The sequence below is a fragment of the Sphingomonas sp. NCPPB 2930 genome, assembly GCF_042867205.1.
In the GTDB taxonomy this organism is placed as follows: domain Bacteria; phylum Pseudomonadota; class Alphaproteobacteria; order Sphingomonadales; family Sphingomonadaceae; genus Sphingomonas.
Genome location: NZ_JBHZQU010000014.1, coordinates 1 through 17852 on the forward strand (window position 1 = coordinate 1; position 17852 = coordinate 17852).

A 17852-nucleotide genomic window follows, 5' to 3' on the forward strand; every position below is an offset into this window, starting at 1 on the left:
CGCGGGGTGGAGCAGCCCGGTAGCTCGTCAGGCTCATAACCTGAAGGCCGCAGGTTCAAATCCTGCCCCCGCAACCAACGCCTTAGAACTCGACAACGCCGCCCTCCAGGGCGGCGTTGTCGTTTAGGGCATACGCCATCAGCGACGCTACGCTGGCTGACGTGACCCCAATCTTTCATCCAGCGGCGACCAGAGACTGACCGGTGTTTGACGATCCCCGGTTTCTCATCCGGGCATGATGCGAGTTTCCGGTTTGCATCCGCCGGGGTTAACCCCGACGGATGCAGCATATTCGACTGGCGTGAGCCAGCCAAGCGCCGTGTGAGGACGGCTCTCATTATAGTCCTGCCGCCAGGCCTCGATCTTGGCACGGGCATCCGCTAGCGACAGGAACCAGTGGCTGTTCAAGCACTCGTCGCGAAGCCGGCCGTTGAAGCTCTCGACGAATGCGTTGTCGGTCGGTTTGCCCGGCCGCGGGAAATCGAGCGTGACGCCGTTCTCATACGCCTATTGGTCGAGCGCCTTCGAGATGAACTCCGGACCGTTGTCGACCCGAATGGTCTTCGGTGCACCACGCACTGACGCGATGCGCGTCACCGCCGCGACAACCTGCTCGCCCTTGATGCCCTGATCGACGTCGATCGCCAGCGCCTCGCGGGTGAACGCGTCGACCACCGTCAACGCCCGCAGCCGCCAGCCATCGAACAAGGCATCCGAGACAAAGTCCATCGACCACATCTCGTTGGTCGCCGAGGCCGCAGGCTGGCGTTCGCGGTTCGCCGCGCTGACGTTGCGACGGGGACGCTTGAGCCGAAGGCTCAATCCATCCTCCCGATGTAGCCGGTAAACCCGCTTGTGATTCACCAGCCAGCCCTCCCTGCGCAGCAGGATGTAGATCCGAAAATAGCCATAGCGCGCCCGTGCTGCCGCCAGATCATGAATGCGCAGCCGCAGCGGCGCTTGGTCCGGCTTGTGCGACACGTATCGCACCGATGAGCGGTCGCCCCCGAGCGCGAGGCAACTGCGCCGCTCACTGACGCCGTGGGACGCCTGGACTTGCGCGACGATCTCGCGCCGTCGCCCAGGCGTCAGAGCTTTTTTGCCAGGACATCCTGCAGGATATGCTTGTCTAGGCTCAGGTCCGCGACGAGCTGCTTCAGCTTGCGGTTCTCGTCCTCGAGTTGCTTGACCCGCCGCAGCTCGCCGACGCCCAGCCCGCCATACACCTTCTTCCAGCGGTAAAATGTCTGCTCCGACACGCCCATCCGGCGGATGAGCTCCGCCACCGGCGTGCCCGTCTCCGCCTGCTTCAGCGCAAACGCAATCTGCTCTTCCGTGTACCTCGACTTCTTGATGTCCCAGCTCCTTGCCCGCAGGCTTCAAAGGGCCGGAAAACTCTCACCCAGCTTGGATAAAAAAACAGGGGGGACGTCACCAGCAAATGACAGCACTGAGCACCTAAGCGGCGATTTGACCAGAAAGTTGGGTAGAGTGTCGTTGCGATCAGCCAGGAGGGCCTGCGCAGGGAGCCATTATGGGGCAGCCTGAGGCTTGGCAGCCTGAGGCTTATTCGCTGGATTTCCTTTGAATGAGCCGCATTCGGCTTGCATTGGCCGGGCAAATAAGGGACCAATCGAGAAACAAAATAGCGGGGATTCACTCGCCAGGCATACGAGTGCAAACGCACCACGGGGCCGTAGAATGGGAGAGGGTCCTATGTCTGCGGTCTATTCGCTATCGTCATGCATTGAATGGCAGTTCGCCGAAGCTGGAGCGCTGGATGCGCGTCTTCGCGCGGCCAAGGCGGCCGGTTTAGAGCTGGCTGAATTCCACCTTTGGCGTGACAAGCCCATCGACGCGCTCGCGGTGGCGCTCTCGGACACGGGAATGCGGCTGACCAGCCTGTGCGTCGATCCGCGCCGCTCGATCGTCGATCCCGCTGAGCGTGAGGAGATGGTCACCGCCGTTCGCGAAACCATCGCCGCCACCGCCAAGCTCGGCAAGCCCGCCCTGATCGTCGCCTCAGGTTTCCGGGTGGAGGGCATGAGCGAGCAAGAGCATTTCGACAATGCCGTGGCCGCCTTGCGCGCCGCGGCCGATGCCGCGGAGGAGGCGGGCGTCATGCTTCTGCTCGAGCCGCTTAACACCCGGCTTTTCGCAACCATGTATCTGGTCAGCACCACGCTCGGCCTCGACCTGGTCGAGGCGGTGGGCAGCCCGAACCTGCGTCTCCTGTACGATGTCTGGCACAGTGCCGTGATGGGTGAGGACATGCGCACGGTACTCACCGGGCGTATTGATCTGGTCGCCCATGTGCAGGTCGCCGATATGCCCGACCGCAACGAGCCGGGGACCGGCGCTGTCGACTGGAAGGAGGTCACGCAGACGTTGCGTGATCTTGGCTATACCGGCGCCATCGGTCTCGAATATTTCCCGACGCTGCCCATGGTGCAATCGCTGGCCGTTTCGCAAGAAGCGCTGGCCGACTGACCCGCATCCGCTGCTTCCCAGTCCTGAACGGGTCATCGTCATGCAAAAAAGCGAATTGGGCTTTGTCGAGCGCCTGAGTTACGGCTTTGGCGACATGGGAACCAGTCTGGCCTATAATATGGCCAGCGGTTTCCTGCTGTTCTACTACACCAACGTCGTGGGCTTGCCCGCGGCGTCAGTCGGCACGGTATTTCTGGTCGCGCGGATATTGGACGCCGTGGTCGATGTGCTGGTCGGCATCGGGGTCGATAAGACCCGCACCCGTTGGGGGCGTACCCGCGTCTATTTCCTGTGCACGGCCATTCCCTATGCGCTGTTGACCGTTGCCGTCTTCTCGATGCCTGCCTGGAGCCAGGGCGCGCAACTCGTCTACGCCTTCGTCACCTTCAAGGCGCTGGGTATCGTCATGTCGCTTCAGGCGATCCCCTATACCGCGTTGATGCCGATGATGACGCTGGACGGCAAGGAGCGGTTGCGTCTGTCGGGCTTGCGTTCGATCGGCACCGCGACCGGCGTCGTGCTGGGAACGGCGGCGGTCATTCCATTGGTCGGTTTGCTGGGCGGAGGAAACCAGCAGCGAGGGTTCACGCTCGTCGCCGTGCTGTTCGCGATCGTCGGGCTGATCTGCACGCTGGCGCTCTTCCGCAACTGCAAGGAGCGGTACGAGGATGATGCCCCGCCGGGCTTCGCCATTCTTTCCGCAGTCGGCGAGATGTTGCGAAACCGTGCCTGGCTGGTCGTCTTCTTCCATTGCCTGCTCTATTTCGCACGCTTCGGCATGATGATGGCCGCCACCGCCTACTTCGCCATCGACGTCATGAAGCGGCCCTGGATGATCTCGGTCATGCTGCCCGCCGTCGCGGGTATGCTGCTCCTGTCCGCCTTTTTCGCGCCCGCGATCCTGACGCGTACGGGCCTGCGGAACGGCACGGCCGGCGCGCTCGCCATCGCGGCGGTGCTGTTCGGAGCGTTGCCCTTCGTTCAGGACAATGTGCCGGTATTTCTGGGCTTCTACGTCGCGGGCTGCCTGGCGACCTCGATCACGATCACCTCGACCTATGCGATGATCGCGGAAACCGTAAATTACCACGAGGCGAAGTTCGGCGCCCGTCGCGAGGGGCTGTTATCCGCGGGCATCAGCCTTTCGACGAAGCTCGGCATGGCACTGGGCACGGCCGGTTTCGCCTATGTGCTGGGCGCATTCGACTATGCCCCCGGCCATGTCAGCGACGCCGCGCGGGAGGCCATCCGGTGGACCTATAGCGGCGGCGCGGTGGCAGTGCTCGCCGTCCAGACGCTCGTCGTTCTCTGCTGGCCCCGGACGGGACCGGCCAAGCCCTGATCACGCAAATTCGGATGTCGCGCGGCGACACATCCGTAGACACGATGGAAACCGTCATGAACAAAGATGCGATCGGCATAAGCCTGGATTTGATCAATCGCCATTATCAGGAACCGAACCGAAACCGGTATGAAGGCAAGTATTTCTGGGAGGAGCTGTATCCGCTGATCAGCGCGAGCGGGTTCCGCGCGATCGAAATCCCTTATGAGCCGGTCTGGCAATTTGGCGGCCGCAGCGGCGTTCCGATGAACCGCTATTGCATCAACACAAAGTATCAAAGCGCCGCCAGTTACCGGGACGTGTTGCGCCAAAGCGGCATCGACCGGGTCGTCGGCGTCACCTTCGATCCCAATCTGTTCATGCGCAATGACAATCTGGGCTTCTTCTTCGGCGCCAGCGGCCATTTCGCGGGCGAAGCGCTTGCCCATGCCGCCGACCTCGGTGCCGATTATTTCGCGATCAGCCCGTCGGCCTTTTACGGGCGGATGGCGCATTATCACCCCGATCTGGACGCGAAGATGGAGGACATCGTCGCGCGCGTGACCGAACTGCTTCAGGGTCTTGCCGCCAAGGCGCAGGAGGTGGGCGTCACCCTGGTGCTCCGTAACGAATATTGGAGCCTTTTCCGGGGCGAGCGCATCCTTCCGCTGCTCGACGCCCTGCCCGAAAGCGTCACGCTCGACGTCGATACCGCGACTTTGACGATCGCGGGCGTCTCGCCCGCCGCGTTTATCGGCGCGCATATCGGCCGGATCGGCTGCGTGCACCTCACCGATACCGATTTCGTCGATACGGACGAGACATGGAAGAGCCCGAACCCGGAATTCCCGGCCGGGCGGGCCACACAGGTGTTCCGCGATCCCGGAACCGGATCGGTCGATCTGTCGCGTATCGTCCAGCTACTGGATGATCTGGGCTATGACGGACCGGTCGTCTGCAGCGCCCGCCAGACACGCGATCCGTTCCGCGCGCTGCTGCGCACTCGTGCCTTCCTCAACCAACTGCCGAACCAGGCCGGACGGAGTGCCCTGTGATGCCCAATATCCGCTACGCCAATATGAGCCATTGGAAGGCGATCCCCTATCGGCAGATCGAGAACTTCCGCGATTTCTATTACGAGAACAATACGAACTCCGCCTATTATTCCGACTGGGACACAATCCTGAAATACCAGTCGGCGCTCGGCTTTGACGGTATCGAGATCGCGCCCTGGGACCTGGCCGACATCCTGCCCCTGTTCGGCTCGCCCGAGGCATTCACCGCGTTCGCGAAGGATCGCGGCGTCGATGTGATCGGGATGTTCCACGGCGCCCATGCCTCGCATGCCGCCGATCATTTCGAGGAGGCGGTGCGCTCGGGACGAGACGCCGTCGACACGATCGTGAAGTTCGGCGGCACCTATATGAACACCTGTCCGACGAACAACTATTACGGGTCCGGTCCGCTGTCGCGCGAACAGGTTCAGCAATGCGCCCGAACGATCAACGAGATCGGACGCTATGCAACCGACCACGGCGTCAAGATCGGTCTGCACAACGAGTTCTTCTGCGCGATCAATCTGCCGAACCACCGCGAGTTCATCGAAAGCACCGATCCTGAGCTGGTTCACTATTGCATCGACACGGCGCAGGTCGCGATCATGGGCGAGGATCTGCTGACCTTCTATGAGGATTATCACGACCGGATCAGCACCTTCCACCTGAAGGATACGGCCTCGGTCCGCCAGCCGGATGAAGTGCGCTATGCTCAGGACCCGGAGATCACCGATGACGGCACACGCTGGTTCTGGGAGCCCGGCCTGGGTGAGTTGGACCTGAAGGGCCTGTATCACCTGTTGAAGAAATATCAGTTCAAGGGCTGGATGTCGGTCGAATATGACGGGTCGCCGGACCTTCTCGCGTCGATGGCCCTGACACGATACCACCTCGATAAGGAATTGCGGCCCATCTACGACTGAGGGGAGGGCACAACTGCCCCCCTCAATCGAACAGCCGCTCCGGCAGGCGGGTCAGCAGCAATGCGATGGCCAGCAGATCCGCCGCCACCACCAATGTCGCGATCAAGAAGGCGGTCACGGGCGGCCGATGATCGCCCGTCAATGAGAAATAGATGGTGGCGATCAGGGCCGTGCCCATGGCGCCGCCGATCTGTTGCATCGTCTTGTGCATGGCCCCCGCGACACCCGCGTGATTGCGATCGACGCGTGACAGCGTGATTGGCCCCAGTGGACCGCTGAGTGTCCCCATGCCGACACCCGCGAATAGCAGCAATGCGCCGATGACCACGCTCGGAAGTGCGATGTGCACGGCGACCCCGGTCGCCGAACACGCGAGCGCCATCAGGATCGCACCCGTTATCGGCACACGACGTCCATGGACGGGCAGGGCCTTGCGCCCAATCTGACTGATGCCCGCCATGACCCCCATTCCAAAGGGTATGTGGAGCAGCGCGACGTCGACCGGGCTGTAACCTAGCCCCTGTTGCAGCGTCAGGCTGAAGGTTAGCAGGAAACCGCCCGAGGCGATCGCGAAGGCTCCTGTTGCCGCCAGTCCGACCCGAAAACTGCGGTCATGGAACAGCGACGGTTCGATCAGCGCCGACCCCAGTCGGGACCGGCGTGCGCCTTCATAACGCCAGAACCACCACCATAGGCCAGCACTCGTCAGGACCAATGCCGCCGTCCACCACGGCCACCCGGCGCTCCGCCCCTCGATCAGGGGGAGCAGCAGCGTGCCGAGCGCGAGGAACAGCAACAGCGATCCCGGCCCGTCGACACGCAGCGCATGGCCCGAGCGTCCCGGTGGCAAGAGCGTCAGCCCCGCGATTAGCGCCAGTGCGCCGAAGGGCAGATTGATCAGGAAGACACTGCGCCAGCCCAGATCGAACGGGTTGAGCTCAATCAACAAACCGCCAAGCACCGGGCCGCCGATCGCTGCCAGCCCGCCGACCACGCCAAAGGCGGCCAGTCGGCCGATCCGTTCGCTGGGTGAATATAAAAGCTGGATCAGCGCCACGCCCTGCGGTGCCATGATCGCCGCGGCCGCTCCTTGCGACAGCCGCGCGACGGCAAGCGTCGTCGCATCCTGCGCCAGTCCGCACCCCAGCGACGCGATGGAAAACCCCGCCACCCCGATTGCGAACATCCGCGCATAGCCGAACAGATCACCCAACCGACCGCCCACGACCAGCAGCACGGCGAAGGTCAGGAAATAGCCCGACACGACCCATTGCATCGCGCGGTCCGACGCCCCCAATCCCTGCTGGATTGCGGGCAGTGCGGTGTTGACGATCGTCGAATCCGCCACGTCCATGACGAAGGCGAGCAGGACCGTCGCGAACGCCAGCGTCCTTTGTCGCTCGCTCAACCGATCCGAAACCGCGCGTGTCGCCACCGTGATGATCCTTGCTTGACAGAGTGGCACGTCATGGCGATACCACGTATCAGAATGCAAGTTCTAATTAAGCCGTAAGAGCGGCGAATCGATTGGGAGAGAAGCCGATGGTCATGACGCCAGAAGACCCCGAGGCACGCCGACCCGGCATAGGTCAGGGTATCACCGTCATCACCGCCGGCTTTTTGCCGATCCTGGCCATCGCGTCGCTGTTTCCGGCGGTGCCGTCCATCATCGACCATTTCTCGGCCGACCCGTCCGCGTCGTGGAAGGTGCCCGCCATGGTATCGGCGCCAGGCCTGACGATTGCTGTGGTCGCGCTGTTCGCAGGAATTCTCGTCGATCGCTTCGGACGGCGCAAATTGATGCTGGCCGCGACCCTGCTCTACGCGCTGTTCGGCGCGGCACCCTTTTTCCTCGACAGCCTTAACGGCATCTACGCCTCGCGGCTGTTGCTGGGCGTGTCGGAGGCGGTGATCCTGACCACGCTCAACACGCTGATCGGCGATTATTGGGACGAGAAGGGGCGGCGCAACTGGCTGACTATGCAGGGACTGGCCGGGCCGTTCCTGGCCAGCGGGGTTATCCTGGCTTCGGGCTTCCTGACCGGTCTACGCTGGAACGGCATCTTCCTGATCTATCTGGTCGCCTTTCCGATCTTCATCGCGGCGGTGAAGTTTCTCTACGAGCCGCAGAGCGATGCGACGGTGCGCAAGATGCTTGGCATCGGTCAGGCGCCTGCGCGTACCCCGTTCCCGATGGCCTCCGTCGCCATGATCGGCGGCGTGACCCTGTTCGCCTCTGCCCTCTACTACGTCTTCATCATCAATGGCGGCATGGCGTTCCGCGAAGTTGGTATCCAGTCGTCGCAGGACCTCAGCAAGCTGACCTTCATTCCCAGCCTGTTTGTCATGCTGGGCTCTGCGATCTTCTGGGCGACGGGTCGGGCACGCCCGGTGGTGCAACTCGGCATCTTCCTGTCGCTGATCGGCGGTGGGTTGGCGACGATCGGTCTGGCGCCGGACTGGCGCTGGATGATTGCGGGCCTGGTGGTGCAGCAAACCGGTGCGGGCATGGCGGTGCCGACCCTGATCGCGTGGGCGCAGACCAAGCTGCCCTTCGAGCATCGCGGTCGCGGCATGGGCGTGTGGACCGCGTGCTTCTTCTTCGGCCAGTTCTCCAGCCCGTTCCTAGTCTCGATGTTCCGAACCCAGGCGGGGACGATGCAGGCGGCATTCCTGATCATGGGTGCCGCCGGGGTCGTCGGCGCGGTCACGGCCTTCCTTATCGCGGCAGCCCGTCGTGGCGGCGGTACGCCCGCCATTGCCGCCGCTGTCTGATCCCCATTCCTACCATTCAGGACGATATGACATGACGATCAAGCGGGGCGTCAGCCTCTATAGCTATCAGAACGAGACGTTCCTCGGCAAAATGTCGCTGGAGGACTGCATCCGCACCACTGTCGGCTTCGGTGCCGACGGGATCGAGGTCATCGGCGAACAGACCTTCTGGGGCTGGCCCGAAGCTGGCGTCGCGGACGAGAAGATCGCCGAGTGGCATCACCTGATCAATAAATATGACGCCGTGCCGGTCTGCCATGACTTCATGCTCGACTATAAACGCTACAAGGGCCGCGAAATGCCGTTTGCCGAGCAGGTTGCGAGCGTGCGCAAGGATATCGAATTCGCTGCAAGGCTGGGCGTGAAATATGTCCGCGCGCTGGTGGCGATTGCACCGGAGGTGCTGGTCGCCGCCGCGCCTTATGCCGAGGAAAAGGGGATCAAGATCCTGATCGAGGTGCATGCGCCGCTGCACTTCGATCATCCCTGGATTGTCCGCCATGCCGAAGCCTTCGAAAAGTCGGGCAGCGACGCGCTGGGCTTCCTGCCCGACATGGGCATGTTCCTGTTCCAGTTTCCGCCCGTGTGGAAGGAGCGCTTCATCCGCAACGGCGTGCCCCAGAACATCGCCGACTATATCACCAAGGCCTATGAGGACCGGGTTCTCAGCGAGTATGTCATCCTGAACGTGCGCGAGATGGGTGGGGTCGGCCCGGCGATCGCGATGGCGGAGACGTTGCGCCACAATGCCGCGTTCGAGCCGAAGCGGATGCTCGATTACATGCACCGCATCCACAATGTGCACGGCAAATTCTACCAGATGGATGAGAATCTGGTCGAGCCCAGCATCCCCTATGACGAGATCGTGCGGGTGCTGAAGCAGGGGAATTACGACGGCTATATCTGCTCGGAATATGAGGGCAATCGCTGGATCGAGGATGCGTATGAGGTCGACTCAGTCGAGCAGGTCCGCCGTCATCAGGACATGCTGAAGCAACTGATCGACGTGCCCGCCAACACCACCATCGCCGCCTGAAGGACTTGACCGATGTTCGACAACAAGATGATCGTGGAAGACAGCCTGAAGGCGACCGACACCGGTTTCACCATCGAGGCGCGGTTGCCCTATTATCGGGGCCTGGGCCTGTCGATGATCGAGAATGTGGCGGTCAGCGTCGATGGCGAAGCAGTCCGGCGCGAGGACATCACCGTGTCGCTGCGTGGGCGCACTTGGACGCTGGACGAGATGGAAACCGAATATGGCGACCGCTGGAATTTCGGCGAGAAGGCGCTGGTGGGCGTGAAGCGGGCAGGGGGGCTGGCGCCGGGCGAGCACCGGATCGAACTGGCCGAGACGATGCGCATCTCCTATCTGCCTTTCGTGCCGACGACCAAGGATAGCAAGACGCTGATGCTGCGCTGATCGGCGGCTTCGGCGAAAGAAAAGGGGCGGCCTTCCGATCGGGAGGCCGCCCCTTTTCCTATGTGTCGTTTAGATCGCGCCTTCCTTCAGCATCGACACGGCGTTCGCGCAGGCCCGCGCGGTCAGCGCCATATAGGTCAGCGACGGGTTCTGGCAGGCCGAGGACGACATCTGCGCGCCATCGGTGACGAACAGGTTGGGCACGTCATGCGCCTGGCTCCACTTGTTGAGCACGCTTGTCCGGGGATCATGCCCCATGCGCGCGCCGCCCATCTCGTGGATGGCCGAGCCCCCTGGATTGGGCGTGTCCATACCCATGATGACATGACCCCCGGCGGCGGTCAGCATCGCTGCGGCTTCCGCCTTGGCATCGGCGAGTGCGGCATGTTCCTGCGCCCCGTGTGAGAAATTGATGCGCAGGGCGGGGAGGCCCGCGGCGTCCTTGACGGTCGGGTCGAGTGTGATGCGGTTGCTGGGACGCGGCATGGAGTCGGCAAAGGCGACCAGCACCATGCGCCACATGCCGGGCTCACGCAGGCTGTCCTTATAGTCTTTGCCCACGCCGGGCGCGCGCTTGCCACCCGTCCAGGCTGCGCGGAATGCGCCGCCCTGATAGGAGAAGCCGCGCGTATGCCCCTTGCCGTCGATCGTATCGAGGTTGCGGAAGCGCGGGATGACCACGCCGGTCGGGCGATTGCCGAAATAGCTGTGCTGCTCGAACCCCGGCATGACCGCGATCCCGGCGACCGTCTGGGCATGGTCCATGATATGGGTGCCCAGCACGCCGCTGGAATTGGCAAGGCCGTGGGGATTGGCTTCGTTCGCCGAGCGAAGCAGCACGCCGACGCTGTTGAACGACCCGGCGTTCAGGAACACGATCCGGGCGTGAGCGCGCTGTCGCGTGCCGTCCTTGGTGTTGATGAAGCGCACGCCGGTGGCGCGGCCGGTCGCCGGGTCCTGCTCGACCGCCTCGACCACCGCGTCGGTGACGAGCGTCAGATTGCCGGTCTTTTGCGCGGCGGGCAGCGTCGAACTCTGCGTTGAGAAATAGGCTCCATAGGAACAGCCGCGCGCGCATACCGAGCGATACTGACACGCCGCGCGCCCCTGGTCGGGCTTGGCCTCGGTAAGGTTGGCGTTGCGTCCGATCGTCAGGCGGCGGCCGGGCCATTGGCGGCCGATCACCTCGCGGGTGTGTTGCTCGACGGCATTCAGCGCCATGGGCGGTTGAAAGCGTCCATCGGGAAGCTGGGGCAGGCCCTCCGCCATGCCCGCGACGCCGATAAACTCCTCGACCTTGTCGTACCAGGGTGCGAGATCGGCGTAGCGGATCGGCCAGTCGGTGCCATGCCCATCCCGGCGATTGGCGTCGAAATCATAATCCGACCAGCGATAGCATTGCCGTCCCCAGGTCAGCGAACGCCCGCCCAGCTGGTAGCTGCGCCACCAGTTGAATTCGGTTGCGCCTTCGGTGGTGTAGGGGTTCTCGCGGTCGTTGACGAAATGGTCCTGCGTGAACTCGGTAAAGTGCCGATTCTTGCGCTGGACGGCATAGTCCTTGCCATAGAGTTCGGCGTCGCCGACCCCGCGAAATTCCAGATCCCAGGGTGCCAGCGTCTCGCGCGTGTAGCCGCTGCCATGTTCGATCATCGGCCCACGCTCGATCATCAGGACCTTCAGCCCGGCTTCGGTCAGCTCCTTGGCCGCCAGCCCGCCGGTAATGCCCGAGCCCACCACGATGGCGTCGAAAACGGGTTGTTGCGCCATCAGCTGAACTCCACTGCGGTCCAGTCGCTCGACCAGGCGCGGTTTCCGGGGATATAGGGGATGTCGGCATCCCACCGACCGGGGACGAGCTCATATTGCAACTCGCGTGAGCCGCCGACCTCGGAGGTGTAATAGGCGGTGAGGATCAGGCCCTTCAGCTTGCGCCAGGGCGATTCGACCGCGTCGGGTCCAGCATCGGCAAAGGCGGCCTTGTCGATCGCCGCGACCGCTGCCTCCCGCCCGACCGGGGGGACGGCCAAATAATCGCCGTGCGTCGCGGCGTCGAGCTGCCATTCCAGCCAGTCGAGATAGTCGAGCGTCCCATCGCGGCGTTGATGGCGGGTGATCGTCGCGGGCAGAGCCGCTCCGGCGGCCGGAGCGCGGGTGCCGTCCAGCCCATGAGCAAGCGCGAGAATGACGAAGTCATGCGCCCCGATCTCGCCCGCGCCGGGGGTGGTGGTTCGGGGCAGGACACGCTGGGCGACGTCGCGCAGAAGCGCACGTTGCCGGTCGGTGACGACCTCTGCCGTGTCGGTCCAGCGGACGGCGGCGACGGGAACGCCCACCGCCATCGCGAACAGCGCCGTCCCTCCCAATAGCTCGCGCCGAGCCAAGCCCGTATCGGCCATGACGTGCCTCATCCTCGCCTACGCCGCTTTTGCTAGCGGCTATAATTAGAACTATCATTCTAGTAAGGCGATTTGGAAGACGGTGCAAGCGCTAAGCGCGGGTGGGGCGCGCCTTGGGGTTGGTCGAAAGATAGGCGGCGAGCATGTCGGCCAGATCGGCCTTCAATTCGGTCCAGTCGCCTTCGCCTGCCGCGTCGATCGACGAGCCGAAGCCCAGATAGCGCGCGATCGAGGCATAGAGGATACGGAAACCCGCATCGGCGGCATGCTCGGGATCGGGATGGCGGATCGAGTCGCGATTGCTGAGCAATGCGGCGATCACCGCCTCGCTGGTGCGGCCATAGCTGCGCTTGCCGATGGCGGCGATCACCGGATCGGCGCTCGCGCGGAGCATCAGCGGGCGCATCAGGTCGGCATAGCGTCGCAGCACTTCGGCCACCGATTCGACCAGATCGTGCACCATGTCGATCAGGCCGCCGCCGCGCGCAGCCAGATCGGCGATCACGGCCAGCATGTCGGCGTCCACCCGTTCCAGCACCCGCAGCTGCACGACATGGACCAGATCGTCCTTGCTGTCGAAGCGGCAATAGATTGAACCGATCGACACTTTGCCGTGCTTGGCGACCTCGTTCAGCGTGAATTCGTCCGAACCGCGCTGGGTCATCAATTCCTCGGCGGTGGCCAGCATCCGTTCGAAGCTCGCCTTGCTGCGGCCCTGCTGTGGCGCGCGCGCCTTCGCCAAGATCGTCTCGATATCCATCAACACCCCATTGACAGCCCGTGGGAGACCGTCATATCAGAATTGCAGTTCTAATTTTATTTTAAACGAACCGCATCAATGCGGCAACGCGCCGGACCACGGCAGGCATCATAAAAAGGGAGAGGTTTGATGCGTTTCTCGGTATTCCTCAACGCACGGTCCATGGCGCCTGACGAGGATCGCGCGCTGATCCATGGTCTGACCCGCCATGCCGAGCTGGCCGCCGCGCTCGGTTTCGACGCGCTTTTCATGCCGGATCACCATTTCAACGGCTATATGCCGATCGCCAGCGACAGCTATATGTTCGCATCCTATCTGGCGGCAAAATTCCCGCACATGCATTTCGGCTTTTCGGTGACGTCGGTGCCGCTGCATCACCCGGTGCGCTTCGTCGAGCGAATCAACATTCTCGACCAACTGACGGACGGCAAGCTGCTCGTCGGTGTCGGCTCGGGCACCACGCCCGAGGAGATGATCGGCTTCGGCGTCGATTACCGCGATGCGGGCGCCATTTCGGAAAAGAACCTCGCCCTGGCCGAACAGCTTTGGGCCAAGACGATGGACGATCCGGCGGTCGAGATCGACAACGGCCCGCACCAAGGCCGGGTGCTGCAACGGATCGCACCGGCGCCCTATAGCGAGGGCCATGCCCGGTTGATGCCGGTGGCGATGAAGGAGTCGAGCGCCCGCCGCGCCGCGGAGAACGCCTGGCCCGCCTTCATCCCGGCCTTCACCCCGCCGCAGATCGGCGGGACCGAGCCGATGAAGCACGTCGCCAAATATTTCGGCATCTATCGTGCCTTGCTGGACGAGGCCGGGCACAGTGCGGAGAAGATCGCCCGCGCACTGGACTGGACGACCCATACCTATCAGCTGGTCCATCTGGCCGACAGCGACGAACAGGCGCGCGACGAGATGATGACCATCCTGCGCGCCTATCAGGACGCGATCGAACGCGAGGCCGAATTCAATGCCCGCGCCGAATCGAACGACGCCAACAAGAAGACCGACCGTACGCCCAACGCGCTGACCGAGGACTGGATCGGCACCTGGTGCCTCTACGGCTCGCCCGAGACGGTGATCGAACATCTCAAGCCCTATGAGGAACTGGGCATCGGCAACATCCTGTGCGGCACGACGACCGGTCCATTGACCGACGAACGGCTACGGCTGGGCGACCAGACGCTGCGGCTGCTGTCCGAAAAGGTCATGCCCGCGTTCAAGAAGGCCTGAGCCGATGGCACGGCATATCGTGGGGATCGGCGGCACCTTCCGACCCCGTTCGTCGAGCGAGATGCTGGTCCGCTCGGTTTTGGCAGAGTGCGAGCGCATGGGGGCGAAGACCATCATGTTCGACGGTCCGGCGCTGGCGGTGCTGCCGCACTTCAACCCGGAGCGTCCCGAGCGTACCGCCGAACAGGCGGCCTTCGTCGGCGCGCTGCGCGAAGCGGATGGTCTGGTTATCGGGACGCCCGGCTATCATGGCGGCGTATCGGGCGTGGTGAAGAACGCCATCGACCTGCTCGAGGATCTGCGCGGGGACGAGCGGGTCTATTTCGATGGCATGCCGGTGGGACTGATCGTCTCGGCGGCGGGATGGCAGGCGGGCGGCGTCACGCTGGCGGCGCTGCGCGGGATCGTCCATGCCATGCGCGGCTGGCCGACCCCGGCGGGGATCGCGATCAATTCGATCGCCCAGAAGCCGTTCGGCGCGGACGGCGCGATCGTCGATGATGGCGTGGCGGGGCAGATCGCGACCCAGGCGCGGCAGATCATGGCCTTCCGGCTGGAGCCGGTCGCATGAGCGCGCTGACCCTCGCGCAGCAGGCCAGCCTGACTGCCGGAGCGGCCATGTGGCGATCGGTCGCGATCCCGGAGGCGGGTATCCCGTCGCTGCACATGAGCGATGGGCCGATGGGCATCGCGAGCGGCAAGGTCGACGAACGCGACGTTGCGCGCCTGTCGCCCTGCGCAACGGCACTCGGCGCCAGCTTCGATGTCGCGTTGATCGCGCGGGTCGCGGCGCTGGTCGGTGGCGAGGCGATCCGCATGGGTGTCGACCTCGTCCTGGCGCCCAACGTCAACATGGCGCGCAGCCCATTGGCCGGGCGGGCATTCGAGTATTTTTCCGAAGACCCGCTGCTGACCGGCCTGGCCGGAGCGGCATGGACGCGGGGGCTTCAGTCGACCGGCGTCGGCGCCTGCGTCAAGCATCTGGTCTGCAACGATAGCGAGACCGACCGCGACCGCATGAATGCGGTGGTGGACGAGAGGACTCTGCGCGAAATCTATCTGCTGCCCTTCGAGCTTTGTGTGGCAGCCGGGGCGGGGGCGATGCTGACCGCCTATAACCGCGTCAATGGCGACTGGTGCGCCGAGCACGGCCATATCTCGACCATCGTGAAGCGCGAATGGGGTTTCGAGGGCCCGTTCATCAGCGACTGGTTCGGAACGCATTCGACGGCGGGCAGCCTGAACGGCGGGCTCGATCTCGAGATGCCCGGACCGGCGCGGTTCGTCGGCGCCAAGGCCGTCGCGGCGGTCGAGGCGGGCGAGGTCGCGGCCGAGCGGGTGGCCGATGCCGCCGAGCGGGTGGCCCGAGCGGCCCGCCGCTGGTCTGGTCCGAAATCGGCGCCCGAGGAGGATGCCGATGCCTTGCTGGTCGAGGCGGCGGCGGCCGGTATGGTGCTGCTGCGCAATGAGGGGGATTTGTTGCCGATGACGCCGGGTAGGCATCGCCGGATCGCGGTGATCGGCCCGAATGCTGCCGCGCCCTGCTATCAGGGTGGGACCTTTGCCAAGATCGCGCTCTCGCCCGATGCGGCTCGCCCCCTGGAGGCGATCATGGCGCGATATGCCGGGACCGCGGACATCGTCTACGAACCCGGCGTCGACCCGCAACCGCGGCTGCCCGCCATGCCGGTCGCGCCGGTGCGGGGCGAGGGGCCCGGCATGACGGTCGAATATTTCGCCGATGGCGATCTGTCCGGTCAGCCCATCGGGCAGGAAGTGCGCGATACCAACTCGCTCGTCTGGTTCGTCGGCGTCCATGAGCAAGGCGTGTTCGACCGTTCGGCTGCGATCCGCGCCAGCGGTTGGTTTACGGCCTCTGCGGATGGCGCCCACCGCTTCTATGTCGGCGCGACCGGCGCGGTCAGATTGAAAGTCGATGGCCAGCCGCTGATCGACCAGCCCGAGCGGATGGCGGCGTCCGACGTCATGGGATCGCTCAAGCGGGGCGATGCCGACAGTGCCGAGCTGATGCTCACCGCCGGGCAACGCGTGCTGGTGGAGGTCGAATTCCACTATGACGGCGCCCGCGTGCATGGCCTCTGGTACGGCATTCGCGGCCCGGACAGTGCGGAGGCGATGCTGGCGCGAGCGGTCGAGGCCGCGACCGGCGCCGATGCGGTGATCCTGATGATCGGCGAAACGTCCGACTCCAGCGTCGAGAGCAAGGATCGACCCGATACGGCGATCGCGCCGGAGCAGCGCACGATGATCGACGCGATCTGCGCGGCGAATCCAAACACCGCGATCATCGCCAATATCGGCCATGCTTTCGATGCGACGTGGAGCGACCAGGCATCCGCGCTGATATCCGCTTGGTATCCCGGCGAGGGGTTCGGCCCCGCGCTCGCGGCGGTCCTGGCGGGCGATGTGGAACCGGGTGGCCGTCTGCCGGTCACATTGGCGCGGCGGGAGGCGGACTATCCCGCCCTGTCCCTCCAGCCTGACGGGCAGGGGGACCTGTCTTACGACGATGGTGTGCTGATCGGCTATCGGGGTCTGAAAGCGCGGGGAACGACGCCGCTCTACGCCTTTGGGGCAGGGCAGGGTTATACGCGGTTCGAATGGTTGGGTGTCGACGCCGACGGGGGTGATGTCTTGGTCCGATTGCGCAATGTCGGCGACCGCGCCGGAAGCGACGTCGTGCAGCTTTATCGTCACGCCCCCGAATTCGCGCTGGTCGGATTCGCCAAGGTCACGCTGGCGGCAGGAGAAATCGCGACCGTTCGGGTGACTCCGGAGCCCCGTCTGTTCCGCATCTGGGGGGATCATGGTTGGCGCGTTGCGGTCGATCGTGCGGTGTTGGCCGTCGGTCGGGCAAGCGACGATCTGCCCTTCACCGTCGAGGTGACGTTATGAAGGCCTTGTTTCATGTATTTGTCCTGACCGCGTCGTTCCTGGCTCCCGCTGCGATCGCTGGATCGGGCGCGACGCTGACCGAGCGCAACCGCGCGATCATCACCGACTTCGCCGATCACTTCTATACCCGCCGCGATGTGGCGGGGGCGTTCGCGCGCTACGTGGTGCCCGACTATATCCAGCATAATCCGGGCCTGGCCGATGGACGTGAGGCGGCGGTCGCCGCGCTCGCCCCCAAATTCGCGACGCCGGGCGCCCGGTTCGATGTGAAGCGGATCATCGTCGACGGTGACATGGCGGTCATTCACCTCCATGGCCGCACCGATCCGGCCTCCGCCGGCGGCGCGGTCGCGGACATCTATCGCCTGAAGGACGGCAAGATCGCCGAGCATTGGGACGTCATCCAGCCCATGCCGACGACCTCGCGCAATCCCCATCCGATGTTCTGAACGACCACGCAAAATAATCGGGCGGGGCTGTATATCAGCGCTTGACTCGACGAATAAACAGAACAATCATTCTAGTTCTAAACGAGAGGCGGGTACGCCTCCGATCAAAGG

The 17852-nt window shown here is 64.0% G+C and carries 15 protein-coding genes, 1 tRNA gene and 1 pseudogene; 12 read left to right on the forward strand and 5 right to left on the reverse strand.

What is annotated here, in order from left to right; all coding sequences use genetic code 11:
* A tRNA-Met gene (locus tag ACFX59_RS14540) sits at positions 1-77 on the forward strand.
* Between the two features lie 148 nt (positions 78-225).
* Here the strand turns inward: ACFX59_RS14540 and ACFX59_RS14545 are convergent.
* Positions 226-1355, reverse strand: a pseudogene (locus ACFX59_RS14545) (IS3 family transposase).
* Positions 1356-1716: 361 nt separating this feature from the next.
* On the opposite strand from ACFX59_RS14545, the gene ACFX59_RS14550 reads away from it, so the two are divergent.
* From ACFX59_RS14550 to ACFX59_RS14565, 4 genes are read left to right on the forward strand one after another with little or no spacing between them, the layout of a single operon-like run.
* On the forward strand, positions 1717-2490 hold the full coding sequence (locus tag ACFX59_RS14550; protein ID WP_261269632.1) for a TIM barrel protein: 774 nt from the start codon (positions 1717-1719) through the stop codon (positions 2488-2490).
* 40 nt (positions 2491-2530) lie between these two features.
* The gene (locus tag ACFX59_RS14555; protein ID WP_387433084.1) at positions 2531-3832 is read left to right on the forward strand and encodes an MFS transporter; all 1302 of its coding nucleotides are present in this window, start codon (positions 2531-2533) and stop codon (positions 3830-3832) included.
* 14 nt (positions 3833-3846) lie between these two features.
* Complete coding sequence (locus ACFX59_RS14560; RefSeq protein WP_387433087.1) at positions 3847-4866, forward strand: sugar phosphate isomerase/epimerase family protein; 1020 nt, start codon at positions 3847-3849, stop codon at positions 4864-4866.
* Positions 4866-5789, forward strand: a complete 924-nt coding sequence (locus tag ACFX59_RS14565; protein WP_387433090.1) for a sugar phosphate isomerase/epimerase family protein — start codon at positions 4866-4868, stop codon at positions 5787-5789. The genes ACFX59_RS14560 and ACFX59_RS14565 overlap by 1 nt, the downstream gene beginning before the upstream one ends.
* A gap of 22 nt (positions 5790-5811) precedes the next feature.
* Here ACFX59_RS14565 and ACFX59_RS14570 read toward each other — a convergent pair whose 3' ends face one another.
* The gene (locus tag ACFX59_RS14570; RefSeq protein WP_387433092.1) at positions 5812-7224 is read right to left on the reverse strand and encodes an MFS transporter; all 1413 of its coding nucleotides are present in this window, start codon (positions 7222-7224) and stop codon (positions 5812-5814) included.
* Positions 7225-7337: 113 nt separating this feature from the next.
* Here ACFX59_RS14570 and ACFX59_RS14575 point away from each other — a divergent pair, with 113 nt between their 5' ends.
* The 3 genes from ACFX59_RS14575 to ACFX59_RS14585 are packed head-to-tail and all read left to right on the forward strand — an operon-like array spanning position 7338 to position 9987.
* The gene (locus ACFX59_RS14575) at positions 7338-8564 is read left to right on the forward strand and encodes an MFS transporter (protein WP_387433094.1); all 1227 of its coding nucleotides are present in this window, start codon (positions 7338-7340) and stop codon (positions 8562-8564) included.
* 31 nt (positions 8565-8595) lie between these two features.
* Positions 8596-9600, forward strand: coding sequence for a sugar phosphate isomerase/epimerase family protein (locus tag ACFX59_RS14580; RefSeq protein ID WP_387433096.1), 1005 nt, complete (start codon positions 8596-8598; stop codon positions 9598-9600).
* Between the two features lie 12 nt (positions 9601-9612).
* The gene (locus ACFX59_RS14585; protein ID WP_387433098.1) at positions 9613-9987 is read left to right on the forward strand and encodes a DUF6379 domain-containing protein; all 375 of its coding nucleotides are present in this window, start codon (positions 9613-9615) and stop codon (positions 9985-9987) included.
* A 69-nt stretch (positions 9988-10056) separates the two neighbouring features.
* On the opposite strand, the gene ACFX59_RS14590 is transcribed toward ACFX59_RS14585, so the two are convergent.
* The 3 genes from ACFX59_RS14590 to ACFX59_RS14600 form a co-directional block, all read right to left on the reverse strand.
* The gene (locus ACFX59_RS14590; protein WP_387433101.1) at positions 10057-11754 is read right to left on the reverse strand and encodes a GMC oxidoreductase; all 1698 of its coding nucleotides are present in this window, start codon (positions 11752-11754) and stop codon (positions 10057-10059) included.
* On the reverse strand, positions 11754-12383 hold the full coding sequence (locus ACFX59_RS14595) for a gluconate 2-dehydrogenase subunit 3 family protein (RefSeq protein ID WP_387433103.1): 630 nt from the start codon (positions 12381-12383) through the stop codon (positions 11754-11756). Before ACFX59_RS14595 ends, ACFX59_RS14590 begins: the two co-directional genes overlap by 1 nt.
* A gap of 91 nt (positions 12384-12474) precedes the next feature.
* Positions 12475-13143: a TetR/AcrR family transcriptional regulator gene (locus ACFX59_RS14600; RefSeq protein ID WP_387433106.1), complete on the reverse strand. Its 669-nt coding sequence runs from the start codon at positions 13141-13143 to the stop codon at positions 12475-12477.
* Between the two features lie 129 nt (positions 13144-13272).
* On the opposite strand from ACFX59_RS14600, the gene ACFX59_RS14605 reads away from it, so the two are divergent.
* The 4 genes from ACFX59_RS14605 to ACFX59_RS14620 are packed head-to-tail and all read left to right on the forward strand — an operon-like array spanning position 13273 to position 17741.
* Complete coding sequence (locus ACFX59_RS14605) at positions 13273-14376, forward strand: LLM class flavin-dependent oxidoreductase (RefSeq protein ID WP_387433108.1); 1104 nt, start codon at positions 13273-13275, stop codon at positions 14374-14376.
* A 4-nt stretch (positions 14377-14380) separates the two neighbouring features.
* Positions 14381-14947 (forward strand): NADPH-dependent FMN reductase, encoded by a 567-nt coding sequence (locus tag ACFX59_RS14610; protein WP_387433111.1) that lies wholly within the window; start codon positions 14381-14383, stop codon positions 14945-14947.
* Complete coding sequence (locus ACFX59_RS14615; protein WP_387433113.1) at positions 14944-17292, forward strand: glycoside hydrolase family 3 protein; 2349 nt, start codon at positions 14944-14946, stop codon at positions 17290-17292. The genes ACFX59_RS14610 and ACFX59_RS14615 overlap by 4 nt, the downstream gene beginning before the upstream one ends.
* Positions 17289-17741, forward strand: coding sequence for a nuclear transport factor 2 family protein (locus ACFX59_RS14620; protein WP_387433116.1), 453 nt, complete (start codon positions 17289-17291; stop codon positions 17739-17741). Before ACFX59_RS14615 ends, ACFX59_RS14620 begins: the two co-directional genes overlap by 4 nt.
* Positions 17742-17852: the final 111 nt, after the last annotated feature.